Annotated in this window: 10 protein-coding genes and 1 pseudogene; 10 read left to right on the top strand and 1 reads right to left on the bottom strand. The window is 59.4% G+C overall.

Going from position 1 to position 13,753, the window contains the following annotated elements; translation table 11 throughout:
* Positions 1–29 precede the first annotated feature (29 nt).
* Positions 30–1,127, bottom strand: a pseudogene (locus AOT96_RS34720) (MFS transporter); the annotation flags it as partial.
* Positions 1,128–1,254: 127 nt separating this feature from the next.
* Between AOT96_RS34720 and AOT96_RS16590 the strand changes: the two are divergent.
* From AOT96_RS16590 to AOT96_RS16545, 10 genes are all read left to right on the top strand, one after another.
* Entirely contained in the window at positions 1,255–1,704 is a 450-nt protein-coding gene (locus tag AOT96_RS16590; RefSeq protein ID WP_007726458.1) for a winged helix-turn-helix transcriptional regulator, read from the top strand.
* Positions 1,705–1,727: 23 nt separating this feature from the next.
* Positions 1,728–2,330 (top strand): hypothetical protein, encoded by a 603-nt coding sequence (locus AOT96_RS16585; RefSeq protein WP_083197641.1) that lies wholly within the window; start codon positions 1,728–1,730, stop codon positions 2,328–2,330.
* A 556-nt stretch (positions 2,331–2,886) separates the two neighbouring features.
* Entirely contained in the window at positions 2,887–4,050 is a 1,164-nt protein-coding gene (locus AOT96_RS16580) for an aminotransferase class I/II-fold pyridoxal phosphate-dependent enzyme (RefSeq protein WP_231917216.1), read from the top strand.
* The gene (locus tag AOT96_RS16575; RefSeq protein ID WP_065352033.1) at positions 4,047–5,246 is read left to right on the top strand and encodes an MFS transporter; all 1,200 of its coding nucleotides are present in this window, start codon (positions 4,047–4,049) and stop codon (positions 5,244–5,246) included. Before AOT96_RS16580 ends, AOT96_RS16575 begins: the two co-directional genes overlap by 4 nt.
* Positions 5,233–6,834, top strand: coding sequence for a carboxyl transferase domain-containing protein (locus AOT96_RS16570; protein WP_003943673.1), 1,602 nt, complete (start codon positions 5,233–5,235; stop codon positions 6,832–6,834). The genes AOT96_RS16575 and AOT96_RS16570 overlap by 14 nt, the downstream gene beginning before the upstream one ends.
* A 4-nt stretch (positions 6,835–6,838) precedes the next feature.
* Complete coding sequence (locus AOT96_RS16565; RefSeq protein WP_065352032.1) at positions 6,839–8,806, top strand: acetyl/propionyl/methylcrotonyl-CoA carboxylase subunit alpha; 1,968 nt, start codon at positions 6,839–6,841, stop codon at positions 8,804–8,806.
* Positions 8,807–8,867: 61 nt separating this feature from the next.
* Positions 8,868–9,698: a sulfurtransferase gene (locus tag AOT96_RS16560; protein WP_065352031.1), complete on the top strand. Its 831-nt coding sequence runs from the start codon at positions 8,868–8,870 to the stop codon at positions 9,696–9,698.
* The gene (locus AOT96_RS16555) at positions 9,695–10,999 is read left to right on the top strand and encodes an NtaA/DmoA family FMN-dependent monooxygenase (protein WP_007726446.1); all 1,305 of its coding nucleotides are present in this window, start codon (positions 9,695–9,697) and stop codon (positions 10,997–10,999) included. Before AOT96_RS16560 ends, AOT96_RS16555 begins: the two co-directional genes overlap by 4 nt.
* A gap of 14 nt (positions 11,000–11,013) precedes the next feature.
* A complete protein-coding gene (locus AOT96_RS16550) occupies positions 11,014–12,624 on the top strand; it encodes an ABC transporter substrate-binding protein (RefSeq protein WP_065352861.1) in 1,611 nt (536 codons plus the stop codon).
* A 59-nt stretch (positions 12,625–12,683) separates the two neighbouring features.
* Complete coding sequence (locus AOT96_RS16545; RefSeq protein WP_007726443.1) at positions 12,684–13,661, top strand: ABC transporter substrate-binding protein; 978 nt, start codon at positions 12,684–12,686, stop codon at positions 13,659–13,661.
* The last annotated feature ends 92 nt before the right edge of the window (positions 13,662–13,753 follow it).

Genomic DNA, 13,753 nt, shown 5'->3' with positions numbered 1-13,753 from the left:
ATCAAGGCTGCAAACGCGTAGGCGCCGCCGAGAATACTTGCAGCGCCCCACCCTGCCGCGTCGAAAACCATAGTGGTGGAAACCGCCCCAGCCGCGCTGCCCAACGAATAGAACACCATGTAACTACCGATGATCTGCCCCGACGATTCCGGTGTGTTCGCGACGATCAGATTCTGGCTCGTGACATGAACAGCCTGCACGGCGAAGTCCAACGCAACAACACCGACTACGAGTAACACCAGCGAGTGCGTCGCCTGCGCGTTGAATACCCACGACAGCAAGAGAACGACCAAAGACGCCCCGGTGACGCGTTGCGCTTTGCCTTGATCGGCCCACCGACCGGCACCGACCGCGCCCAATGCTCCAACCAATCCTGCGATTCCGAAGAGCCCGATCTGTGTGGTCGACAACCGCCATGGTTCCTCACTCAACGGCAGGGCCATTCCGCTCCACAAAGCACCAAAGGACGCGAAAAGGAACAAGGCGATCAGGGCCCGGGTGCGAAACAGTCGGTTCGTAAGCGTCAACGTCACGACAGACCCCATTGCACGCACGTACGAACGCCTATCATGTTGCAAACGAGGATCTTTCGGCAGCATCGTCAGCGCGACGGCCGCGACCAGTACCGAAATGAAAGTGGATCCCGCGTAGACCGCCCGCCAGCCTGCCAGATCCGCAACTGCGCCGGCGACAGTCCGAGCGAGGATGATGCCGACGACAACGCCGCTGGTGATGACACCGATGTTTGCGCCCCGCTCGTCCGGGTCACTGATTGCCGCAGCATAGGCAACTATGACTTGAACAACTACCGAGAACGTGCCTGCGACCGCCATCCCGATCAACAGCTGCAGATTCGTGGTGGCCAGAGCAACAAGCATCGTTCCCGTTGCAGCAGCGACGATCTGGATTGCGATCAATTTCTTTCGATTCACGAGATCGCTCAATGGCACCAACACGATCAACCCCACCACATAACCGAGTTGGGCGAGTGCGACTACGAAACCGAGGCCGGCCGGAGGAATGGAAAGATCCGAGCCTATTTGCCCGAGGAGCGGCTGTGCGTAGTAGATGTTGGCTACCGAGACCCCGCAGAGCACTGCGAGCAACAGGCGAAGTCCGCGAGACATTTTCAACTTGCCCCGCGCGTTCTCGACAGCATGACGTGCAGTCACTTCCACCTCAACTTGGTTGCGTTTTGATACCATTTGGAGGTTACGTCAATACAGTTTCAAAACGCAACCAATGAGGAACTCGATGCCGGATCGCGCACAATGGACGGACCCGCACTGCCCGACGGCCCGAGCGGCCGACATCATCGGCGACAGATGGTCGCTGCTGATCGTGCGTGACGCCTTCGACGGGTCATCGAGATTCAGTCAGTTTCAACGAAACCTGGGCATCGCAAAGAACATTCTCACGGACAGGCTCAAAGTCCTTGTCGAGCAGGGAATCTTCGAAGTCCAACCGAACGCGCAAGGTACCCGCAACGAGTACATCCTGACCGAACGCGGTATGGATCTGTTCATCGTGATCATTAGCCTGCGACAGTGGGGAGAGCGCCACGCCTTCGATGACGGTGAGCCACACTCGATCTTGATCGACGACACCACGGGCGATCCGGTTCCCAGGCTTCGACTGATCAACACACGGAATATCGACCTGGACCCTACAAGTACACATGTGGAGAAGGTCGAGGAAGGTTGACCCGCAACTCGCCAGATTGACAGATGGGCGCACATGATTCGAAGTACGCGCATACTCCGACCATGACTGTCGATCTCGAGTTCTCCTGGCCGCAGTTTCTCTGGATTGCATTCATCTTCGTCGGCGTGCCCGCAACTATCGGCGCGAGCATCATCTGGACAATCTGGCGTTCGGAACGAACTGGCCTGGAGCACTCCACGACCGTCCTCGGCGGCGGGCACACGGGATCGGGCCCACTCGGACTGTGGAGCACCGGCCTGTTGGCCTTTGCGCTGGGCTTTCTGTCTTGCGTGGGCTGGCTCAGCTGGTCAGCCGACTACAAAGGCGGATTCCGCGGCCCCGGCCTGCCTGCCCCGACACAGTTCCCTCCCTGGCAGGTCGTCGCCTGTGGACTGACAGTGATTCTGGCGTGTTTCGGTTCCGCACATTGCTCGCGATGGATGAAGGCGGGCGGTATGACGGCCGCTGCCGGCACTGCTGCAGGATTCACCACAGCATTCAGCATCGACGCCAGTGCCGATGTCACCGGACAGGCAGGCGTGGGCGTCGCACTGTCCACAATCGGATGGGGCCTCACCCTTACCGCACTGATGCTTCTGCGCGGCAAGTGGTCGCGACGAGGATGAATCATTACCGGATCATCCATACTCCGAGTAAAGAATTCGATAAGCGGACCTAACACGTTTTGAAATTCATTAAGAAGAAAATCGATTCCAGATACAGGATCGCCTGATTGCCGAACCTCCACGAGATCCTCGAAAAATATGAGACAGAAGCCTTATCGCTTCCGTGCCAACCCTTTGACGCATGCGGATCATAATATTCTTCGAACATCACGCGGAAGTGCACACAAGTCTGTGACTCACGGCATTATCCGATTTATCACGGGAAATCGTGATAAATCATCACCGTCTCTGAACTGCAACAACGCCTTAAGTTACAGATTCAACTAGTTCCAAACCATAGGGTTTCTTCCTTTTTCTCGGCGTCTCGATTCCGTAATGCTTGACATCGAATTGTCTTTCGTTCTCAATGAGCGATGTCAACTGACGATGATGCATCTCAGTGCATCAACGCAGTAATTCCGCTATCGAATCCAGTGAAGGGACCAGCCGCGAAATGACGGTTGCCGAGAGCTTGAAAGATAGGAATCTGTACTCCAACCTCAGGCGTGCTGCTGATTTGAGCAACCCATTCTGGGATCGCGCAGTCAGTGAGGGTCTGGCCGATATCACCGCCGATCGCGTCGCAGGTTTCGAACACCGGACGATCCAAGGATACGAATTCGAGAACTTCTCCACGTACTCGTATCTGGGGCTCGACACCGACGACCGAATTCGTTCGGGTGCGATCGCCGCTCTCGAGCGCGAACGAACGTTGAACAGTTCCATCTCGCGGATGAGAGTCCACTCCAGCCTTCTCGACGACACAGAGGCCGCGTTGAGCGAACTGCTTGACGCACATGTGCTCACCCTCGGATCCGCCGCAAACGCTGCGTGGAGCTTGCTCCCCCTCGTCGCGTCCGGGTTGCTCACCGGCGGTGAACCTCCCTTCATGGTGTTCGACAAGAACGCACACTTCTGCCTCAATGCCATGAAGGCGAGCGTCGCCGACGAAACGACGATCGTGACCATTCGGCACGACGACGTCGATGAACTCGAAAGTCTTTGCCGAACAAATTCTCAGGTGGCATACGTGGCGGACACCGTCTACAGCACAGGCGGGAAGGCGCCCCTGAACGAACTGTTTGCATTACAGGCCAAATACGGACTGATTCTCGTTCTCGACGAGGCGCACAGCACCTCGGTCATCGGACACAACGGGCGTGGCGCGGTCCTGGATCTCATCGGCAGCCTCAATGATCGAACATTCTTGCTGACATCACTGAACAAGGGATTCGGTGCTTCCGGCGGTGCGATCGCACTCGGCCGGAACGGGGGCAGTCGAAATCGTGATCTCGCACTTCGCTACGGCGGCCCGTTGACGTGGTCGCAGCGTGTGAACGTAGCCGGGCTGGGTGCTATTGCGGCGTCCGTGGAGCTCCACCGCAGCGGAGAGGTCGACAAGCGGCAGCGGCAACTCCGCACGGTTGTCGAACTGTTCGATTCGCTCGTCGACACGCCGGCATCGGGCGATGGACTCCCGATCCGCTTCGTCACGCTCCACGAGGAAGAACAAACCATCACCGCAGCACAGAAACTGCTGGCTAGCGGTTTCTACACATCGGCGGTCTTCTTCCCTGTCATCGGCCGGGGCAAAGCCGGGCTGAGACTGATGCTTCGGGCGGACCTTCCACATGCAACGATCGAGCGCTTCGCCGACGTCCTACGAAGTGTCACGGAATGAGCGACGACCGCACTGTGGCAGTGACACCGCTGGCTTGTGCCGTCGTGTTGACAGCACAAATGGCCACGACCATCTACCTCCCTTCACTGCCGAAGATCGCGACGGATCTGGGCATCGAAGATTCCGTGGTGAAGTGGTCGGTGACACTCTTCGTGATCAGTGCCGCACTTCCGGTGGTCGTGTGGGGGCGGTTGGCAGATCGACTCGGACGCAGGACGGCACTGTTGTCCAGCTTGGTATTGTTCGTGATCGCCTGCATTGCATTGGCTTTGGTCCAGAGCGCCGCCGTACTACTGATCGGCCGGATCGTTCAAGGCATCGGAGCAGGAGGTGCGGCCATCATCGTGCGAATGATGGTGAAGGACAAGTTCACCGGTTCGGAGTTGGCTAGCCGCTTGTCGCTGTTGTCGATGGCATTTGTGGTGGCACTGGGCGGTGGCCAACTGATCGGCGGCGCTCTTGCGTCGTTCACCTCGTGGCGAACCGGCTTCGGCGTGCTCGGAGTACTCGGAGCAGCACTCGCTGCGGTGGCACTGAGGACCGAGAACACCACAGTCCGCGACAACAACGAACGCGTTGTTCGGTGGAATGCCATAGTCCTGACACCCCGGTTCTACAAACCAGCCATTGCGGGGGGCCTGGGTTTCGGCGCGATACTCCTTGTGCAGCAATCGAGCCCCTTCCTGTTCAGCGATCGATTCGACTTGCAACCGTGGGCATTCGGAGCCTTCGGAATCCTCTACGGAACCGCCTACTTCAGCGGCGCGCTTTACGTCAATCGAAGGGCCACAACCGTCGGTTCAGAGAAGTTGATGCGTCGAGGTGCGCTGTGCATGCTGCTTGCCGGCCTCGTCCTCATGCTCTGCTGGTATCCCCCACTCGGTTCCACGCCGTTGCTCGCGGTCTTCCTGCTCGGATACATCGCATTGACATTTGGGCAATCGCTTCTCTTCCCGAACTCGGCAGCATCAGCAGTGACGCATTTTGCTGAAGGCGGAGCCATCGCCGTCGCGTACTGCGGACTCGTACAGCAGGGAATTGCCGGCTTCGCCTCTGTAGTCGGACCTCTCGCATCCGATGAACGCGTGTGGTCAGCAATCGTCGCACTGATCACTGCAGCAGCGACTGCGCTCGTATTCTCCCTCCGCACAGCTTCCTCCGAACCGACAGTAGGTACGTCCCATGCCCGTCATTGAACGCACCGCACAACTCGACCCCGGTACCCGCGAGCAAAACTTACTGGCATACAAGGAAATTCGCGAGCGAGTTGCGGACGCGCAACACTTGTCCGTTCACGGGGCACCCGAGCGGTCGGTTGCCAAGCACCGGGCTCGCGGCAAATTGCCCGCTCGCGAACGCATCGATGCTCTTCTCGACGTGCAGTCCCCGTTCTTCGAGATCGGACAACTGGCCGGATTCGAGGTGTACGACGAGCAACTCCCGTCGGCTGGTCTGGTCACGGGCGTAGGGCTCATCCGCGGCTCACTCTGCGCCATCTTCGCGAACGACGCCACCGTCAAGGGCGGCACCTACTACCCGCTGACCGTCAAGAAGCAACTGCGATTGCAATCCGTCGCTCGTCGGCTGAGGCTGCCGTGTGTCTATCTCGTCGATTCCGGAGGTGTTTTCCTTCCGATGCAGGACGAGATCTTCCCCGACGAGCACCATTTCGGCGAGATGTTCAAGAACATCGCCGAAATGTCGGCAGACGGCATCGTTCAGATCGCAGCAGTCATGGGTTCCTGCACGGCTGGAGGTGCATACATCCCAGCGATGTGCGACGAGACCGTCATCGTCCGCGGTACCGGCACCGTGTATCTGGGCGGCCCTCAGTTGGTCAAGGCTGCAACCGGTGTCGACGTCGAACCGCAAGAGCTCGGCGGCGCCGACGTGCACGGGGTGATCAGCGGCGTCGTCGATCACATCGCCAACGACGACATCGAGGCTCTGAGCATGATCGCCGACATCGTCGCCCGCGGTGATCGACGGGAGGTACGGGCGCCGTCACGATCTCCGCGACCACCTCTTCACTCCCCCGAGCAGCTCGACACGGTGATCCCGGCTTCCTCGAAAACCCCGATCGTCGCGCGCGACGTTCTGGCCCACCTGCTCGATGCCAGCGAATTAGTCGAGTACCGAGCGAATTACGGCCGAACCATCGTCTGCGGGACCGGCCATATCGAGGGGTACACCGTCGGGGTCATCATGAACGACGGTGTGCTCTTTTCGGAGGACTCCCTCAAGGCCGCGAACTTCGTCGAACTGTGCTCACAACGAGACATCCCATTGTTGTTCCTGCACAACGTCAACGGATTCATGGTCGGGAAGCAGTACGAGGCGGAAGGTATCGCCAAACACGGCGCGAAACTGGTCAATGCCGTTGCCTGCGCCAGGGTTCCCAAGCTCAGCATCGTCATCGGCGGAAGCTACGGGGCGGGAAACCTCGCGATGTGCGGACGATCGATAGGTCCTGACTTCATGGCCGTGTGGCCGAACGCGAAGACCACCGTGGTCGGTTCCGAGCAAGCAGCGTCGGTGATGGCATTGATGAAGATCGAATCTGCGCGCACACGCGGAACTCCGCTCACGGAAGAGGAAATCGAGGAAATCAAACGGCCGATACGCGAAGGTTACGACCGGCAGGGCGAGTCGGTGTACGTCGCATCCAGGCTATGGGTTGACGCGATCGTCGACCCGGTCGACACGCGATCCTGGGTTTCACTCGCGCTGTCCATGCTTCCCCGCAATCACGGAACAACGCGCTTCGGCGTCTTCAGGATGTGAGAACATGACTCGACTTCTCATCGCCAATCGGGGTGAAATCGTCACGCGCATCGCGCGCACGGCGCGTCGTCTCGGCATGTCGGTAGTGACGATCTCCTCCCCCGTCGATTCACACGCACAGTGGCATCGCCTCGCTGATCACACCGTGCTTCTGGACGGAGACATCCCCTCGGAGTCCTACACCGATTCGGATCAAATCATTGCGGCCGCGCTGGCCGCGGATTGCGATGCCGTGCACCCGGGTTACGGATTCCTCTCCGAAGACTCCGATTTCGCTGAAGCCGTCGTCGCTGCAGGTCTGACATTCGTCGGTCCGGCCGCTGAATCCATCGCTCTACTCGGAGACAAGGCAAGAGCGAAGAAGGCCGCCGCTGACGCCGGCATCCCGACTCTCACCGCGTGGGGCGAGGCAAGCGCCGATCCCGATACCGTCCTCGGTCACGTTCGATCTCTCGACGTGCCGGTGCTGCTGAAACCGGTGTTCGGGGGCGGCGGCAAGGGGATGGTTCGACTACATCCGGGTGATGACGCACGAGAGGTCATCACCTCTGCAATCGGTTTGAACGAAAGGAACTTCGGCCGCGGCGACCTGATGATCGAAACGCTGGTGGAGCGTCCGCGTCACATCGAAGTTCAGGTCCTCTTCGATTCCTTCGGTACAGGAGTTCACTTCTTCACCCGTGAATGCTCCCTACAGCGTCGGAACCAGAAGATCATCGAGCAGGCACCGGCAAGTTCTGTCCCCGAATCGGTCCTGGGAGCCATGCAGCACGACGCTCTGCGACTACTCGGAGGCGTCGGCTACGTGAATGCGGCAACCGTCGAATTTCTGGTTGACGCCGAAAACCGCTACTACTTTCTCGAAGTCAACACGCGCCTACAAGTCGAACACACGGTCACCGAGGAAGTGACCGGCGTCGATCTCGTCGAACTGCAACTCGACATCGCCCTCGGCGCCCGTTTGCCGTTACAGCAGCGCCATATCGCGCTGCGGGGTTTCGCGGTGCAAGCCAGAATCTACGCCGAGGATCCGTCGAACGGGTTTCGGCCCGCACCTTCACATTCCGTGGACATAGCCTGGCCGTCGGGGGTTCGCATCGACAGTGCTTTCGAGGGTGCCGGCAGCATTCCGCCGTTCTACGATCCGATGATCGCAAAGGTCATAGCAAGCGGTCCGACGCGGTCAACCGCACTGGAATCATTGGACCGAGCTTTGGCCGACTCGAGTTACTTCGGTGGAACCTCGAATATCGGTTTCCTCCGACTTCTCTTGGCGACACCGGCTGTGCGCGCGGATGACATTCACACTTCCTTCGTCGACGAGCACCTCACTCGGTTGATCCCGGATTCTGCAGAGCTCCAGGCCACCGCCGCTGCTGTTGCGATGGTGTGGACTTCCGTCGAGGAACAATCGCCGGTCACCGGGTCGTCATGGACCGGCCCCCACGGACTACATCGAGAGACATTGCGCAAGTTGGGATCCGACCCGATCGGACGCGAACTCATTGCCGACGGCCGCGTCGTGCCGACAACCGTCATCTCACAACGAAGCAACCACTGGATTGTCGCCGCCGACGGCCGGAACATTTCGGTGGTCGTCAGGGGTGGAACCGACGAGGTGACACTCAGTCTGGTCGCCGATGGTTTGACAACCACCGCTGGGCGCCTCGGAGTCGGCACCGGTACATGGGTGTGCGTTGGTGGCTGGACCGTGAAGGTGGACGAGAAAGTCTATACAGCAAAGGATTCCGATCTCAGCGACGGAGAGATCACATCGAAGATGCCGGGAACAGTGCTGGCAGTGCTGCAGACTGGAACGCGGGTGTCGGAAGGTGATGTCGTCGCGGTCGTAGAAGCAATGAAGATGGAGACTGCCCTTCGTGCTTCCTCACCCGGAATCGTCTCGGCGGTGACAGTAACGGTGGGAGATGTCATCGATGCCGGACAAGTGCTGGCAGCCGTGGCGCCATGAGTAAAGATTGCCACGATCTTATCTCTTTCTTGACTGAAGCAATTGTTACACAATATCTTTCATGTCAGAAGCAGGGGGAATCGAGCGTCGCGCAGTCATTGTTTCCGCAACCGAACTCCGCGAACTCATTCGTTCCGATCGGACGCTCGTCGTCGTCAACGTGGTGCGAGACAACAGCGAGGGCGGAGCCGGAATCATTACTGCGCCGCAGTCCATCACATTGTCGATCAACGACTTTCAAAGCAGTGGCGGCGGGACTGACGGGAATCGACCGCTGCCAGACCTCGACGCATTCGGAAGAACACTGAACGATCTGAAAGTATCCGCCGATGCTCACATCGTGGTCTACAGTTCGCACAGCCCCCTGCTTGCGGCCCGCGCGTGGTTCACGCTTCGCTGGGCAGGACGTTCAGTGCGGTACTTGGACGGCGGATCGTCCGGATGGGTTACAGCCCGGAAACGCATATCGACAAACGATTCGATTCCCGTACCACCTTCCACCACTAGCACGACACTCGCCGACGCAGAAGACGCCCTGCGCGCGGCATCGGCCGGCAGATTGCTCGACGCCCGAGGATCGAGCAGTTTCCGCGCCGGCCACATTCCCGGATCTATCTCAGCGCCGGCAACTGACCTACTCGACGACAACGGATTCCTACTTCCCGACCGCGAGTTACGAGAATACTTCCACCAGTTCGGAATAGAGCGTGGTGCCACCGTCGTGTCCTATTGCGGCGGCGGAGTTGCCGCGTCGCACAACGCACTGGCGCTTGCAGCGGTCGGCATCAGCTCCGCGGTCTACGTCGCGTCGTGGTCGGGGTGGAGCGCCGACCCCGAACGACCCGTCTCCACTGACATCCATCACACACCAAGGAATCCGGACCAGCGATGACACGACAGATGATCCTCGGCGCCTACATGGTCTTTCCGAGTATGCACAGTGCCGGAATGTGGCGGCATTCGTACTCGGAGAATGCCTTCGAGGACAGAGCGCTCTACGAGCGATACGCGCAAGCAGCGGAACGAGCAAAATTCGACCTGATACTGATACCTGAGCGTGTGCACTACGTCGACGGCCACACCAAATACGGTCTGCTGACCGGCTTTCAACATGATCCGACGCAGTTGGCTGCAGTGGTGGCCGGCGCAACAAATCGTATCGGTCTCGGCGTAACCCTTTCGGCAAGCTTCAACAGCCCGTACAACCTGGCGAGAACTCTGGGCAGCCTCGACATACTCAGCGGTGGGCGCGCGGCCTGGAACATCGTGATGACGGCACCCGGTCCGGCTAACGACAACTTTCCCGAAGTCGATCGGCTTCCGAGAGAAGAACTGTACGAGCGCGGCGACGAAGTTCTCGAAGCAACCACCGCACTCTGGTCGTCGTGGGACGGCGACGCCGTATCGGCCGATCGCGACAGCGGAATCTACGCAGACACAAGCAAGATTCACGCGGCCGACTACAAGGGCAAATACTTGTCGGTGCAGGGTCCACTCACCTTGCCACAATCACCTCAGGGCCGCCCGGTCTTCATCCAGGCAGGTGAATCTGTGAGAGGGCGCGAATTCGGTGGGCGGTGGGCAGATCTGGTCTTTGCGATCGACCCGTTGGAGGAAGATCTTCGAGCGAAGCGCAAGGCAATTCGCGGCTACGCGGAAGAGGCCGGACGCGACCCTGATTCGGTGCGCCTCGTCGCCGCTGTGCAACCGATAGTCGGCGAGACGACGAGCATCGCGAAGGAACGGCAGGAGTACCTGCGATCCTTGATCCATCCGGATGCGGCAATCGAGTGGGTCTCCCACTCCGCAGGACTAGACTTGTCGCAGTTCGATCCGTCCACTCCGATCGCCGAAGTTCTCAACCGCGGTAGTGGCCCCTCGCGTCGATTGGCACGCCTGATCGAATCCCGAAATCTCACCATCGCCGAAACCGCAGAGTTGTTCGCGCGCAATGATCTCACTCCCGAGATTGTCGGCTCGCCGCAAGAAGTGGCGGACGAGTTGACGCACCTCTTCGAATCGGGAGCAGCTGACGGTTTCATCCTGACCGCTACCCACTTCCCCAGGGGGCTCGACGACTTCGCGAGTTCCGTCGTGCCACTTCTGCAAGATCGGGGCGTGTTCCGGCGCGAATACACCGGAACGACCCTGCGGTCCCACATCTTCGACACCACTCGCACTTCCCCACGATGAACGGAACTCAGCCCATGACGACGTCGCGGCTTTCATCCATACCGATCCGAGTCGCCATCCTGGCGTCGACGCTTGCAGTTGCAGCCGGCTGCAGCACTGCAACGCCAGCTGCGAGCGCCGACTCCGAGCCCGTGTCAGGGGGCGATCTGACCTTTGCGATCAATACGTTTCCACCGTGCATCGACAAGACCCTGAACGGTCAAACTGCTACGGCATTCCATCCACTCTACGACAAACTCGTCGACCAGAACCTCGAGACCGGGGAGATAGTGCCTTGGTTGGCGACGTCCTGGGAGGTCCGGAACGACGGTCGACGATTCGTCTTCGCTCTGCGGGACGGCGTGACCTTCAGCAACGGCGAGCGTCTGGATGCGCAGGTTGTCGCGGACAACTTCGAAAGCCAGAAGAGACTGGGAGACAGTGGCTTCGCGACCACTGCGAAGTCACATCTCGCAAACTTCACTGGAGCGGAGGTACTCGACGCTTCCACTGTCGCACTCAATTTCTCGGAACCGTCAGCGGGCTTCCTTCAAGCCGCCCGCTCCGACACGCTCGCCATCATCGCACCGGAATCGTTGAAGAAGACGCCCGAAGAACGCTGCGCCCAGGGCGTTATCGCTTCCGGCCCGTTCGTACAGAAAGAACTGGAGACCAACGCGAAGGTCGTCCTCGCTCGTCGGGACGGGTACCACTGGGGATCCTCACTCAACAAGAACAAGGGAGAGGCCTATCTGGATTCGATCACCTTTTTGGTGGTCCCCGAATCCTCGGTGCGAATCGGCGGTTTGACGTCAGGACAACTGGACGCCGCGATCGACATTCCGAGCACAGACGTCGACCGGGCAGAAGGCGCCGGACTCACTGTCATCCCGTCCCTTGCTGCCGGCATCAACGACTCGCTCTTGCTCAACCCCACGTTCGCGCCGGTACTTGCGGACCTGAACGTGCGGCGTGCTTTGGTGAAGGGCATCGATACCCAGCAGATCATCGACACCACCTACACACCGAGTGACGAGAAAGCGCGAAGCATCTTGTCGGTGAAAGCGCCCGGCTACACCGATCTGTCGTCCGAGTACACCTATGACCCGTCGGGTGCGAAGTCACTGCTGGACGCCAGTGGATGGACAGTCGGCGGTGACGGATTCCGAACCAAGGACGGTGAGAAACTGACCGTCGAATTGGCCTACCGCAACCACCTCCCCCAATCGCAGTTCGAACTGATCCAATCTCAGCTGCGCGACATCGGAGTTGCAGTGAACTTGCAACCTCGCTCGACTGCCGAGGACAACGCCGCGAGAACCGACGGCACATGGGAATCGATCTACTTCCAGAGCTTGCGCGCCGACGGTGACGTACTGCTGGTGTTCAGTCCCACTCTCGGCTCGACCAAAGGCATCGCCTCGACTCCGGAGCTGAATGCATTGCTGGTCAAACAATCTCAGACCGTAGACGTCGATGCGAGAAACGGAGTGTTGAAGGAGATTCAGGAACTGATTGCCGATCAGGCACTGGCGATCCCGTTGCACGCCTCTTCGCTGATCTACGCGACGACTTCCGCGGTTCACGACCTGCGCATCCAAGCCGATCTCTACTCGGTGGACTTCGTGGATGCGTGGAAGAGCTAGCCCACACTTCGTGATCTCGACAACCTGCTTCGACAAACCCTCTTCCCGGAAGGAACCCGATGTTCACCCGTCCTCGCACCGCAACGCTTCTGATCTCTACCCTGGCCACAGTTACTCTCCTGGGTACCGCTTGCGGAAGCCCAGATGAAGAATCGACCGGGCAACACTCCGGTGCAACAACATCCAGTATCAACTTGTCGGCCGAGCAGAACCGCATCAGCACCGACAAGGTTGATTCGATCGCAGCGAAGGTCCCTCAGGAGTTCCGCGACCGGGGCACGATCCGAATCACCGGCAACGCTGGAACCGCTCCACCGTTGCGCTTCTATGCCGACGACGACAAGACTGTCATCGGTTCCGAGACCGACTTCGCGTATTTGATTGCAGAGGTGCTCGGGCTGAAAATCGACCTTCAGGTCGCGGATTGGGCGCAGAATTCGGTGCGGATCGATTCGGGAGACGCAGATGCGTTCATCTCCAACGTGACGGTCACCGAAGAGCGCAAAGAGAAATACGACTTCGCGACGTACCGCCTCGACACTCTCGCGTTCGAGGTCAGAAAGGACAGGAATCTCTCACTCGAGAAGCCGGAAGACATCGCCGGACTGAAGATCGGAGTCGGCGCTGCCACCAATCAGGAGGCTTTGCTGGTGAAGTGGAATGAGGACAACCTCGCAGCTGGGCGTGCTCCCGCTGAAATCACCGTGTACCAGAAGACCACTGACTACTACCTGCCGCTGTCTTCCGGTCGAATCGACGCTTACTTCGGCCCCAACCCGTCATCGCAGTTTCACGCTGCACAGACTGGCGAGAACGAAGTGATCGGTCAGTTCTCCGGAGCCGGTGAGGCCGCGTTGGGCCAGATCGGTGTACTGGTCAAGAAAGACAACGGCTTGGTACAACCGATCAGCGAGGCGATAGATCATCTCATCGAAAACGGCACATACGAGCAAGTTCTCGAGCGATGGAAGATCACCAACGAGGCAGTCGACAAGTCGCTGGTCAATCCCCCTGGCCTCCCGAAGACGAACAAATAGGAAAGGCGCACTCTAACTCGTCTCGTGGCGACTATCTCGCCTGAACCGCGAGATCGACGGCGGACCATCGTATGCCTCGCCCGCCCCGTCGA

The sequence above is a fragment of the Rhodococcus sp. 008 genome, assembly GCF_001682295.1.
Lineage (GTDB): Bacteria > Actinomycetota > Actinomycetes > Mycobacteriales > Mycobacteriaceae > Rhodococcus_F > Rhodococcus_F qingshengii.
Note: the sequence above shows the minus strand (reverse complement) of the source record. Positions and strands in the feature narration are given on the sequence as shown.

Excerpts from the sequence above, each read along its gene's own strand:
- AOT96_RS16590 (WP_007726458.1), top strand. The coding sequence starts at position 1,255 with ATGCCGGATCGCGCACAATGGACGGACCCGCACTGCCCGACGGCCCGA.
- AOT96_RS16585 (WP_083197641.1), top strand. The coding sequence starts at position 1,728 with ATGGGCGCACATGATTCGAAGTACGCGCATACTCCGACCATGACTGTC.
- AOT96_RS16575 (WP_065352033.1), top strand. The coding sequence starts at position 4,047 with ATGAGCGACGACCGCACTGTGGCAGTGACACCGCTGGCTTGTGCCGTC.
- AOT96_RS16570 (WP_003943673.1), top strand. The coding sequence starts at position 5,233 with ATGCCCGTCATTGAACGCACCGCACAACTCGACCCCGGTACCCGCGAG.
- AOT96_RS16565 (WP_065352032.1), top strand. The coding sequence starts at position 6,839 with ATGACTCGACTTCTCATCGCCAATCGGGGTGAAATCGTCACGCGCATC.
- AOT96_RS16560 (WP_065352031.1), top strand. The coding sequence starts at position 8,868 with ATGTCAGAAGCAGGGGGAATCGAGCGTCGCGCAGTCATTGTTTCCGCA.
- AOT96_RS16555 (WP_007726446.1), top strand. The coding sequence starts at position 9,695 with ATGACACGACAGATGATCCTCGGCGCCTACATGGTCTTTCCGAGTATG.
- AOT96_RS16550 (WP_065352861.1), top strand. The coding sequence starts at position 11,014 with ATGACGACGTCGCGGCTTTCATCCATACCGATCCGAGTCGCCATCCTG.
- AOT96_RS16545 (WP_007726443.1), top strand. The coding sequence starts at position 12,684 with ATGTTCACCCGTCCTCGCACCGCAACGCTTCTGATCTCTACCCTGGCC.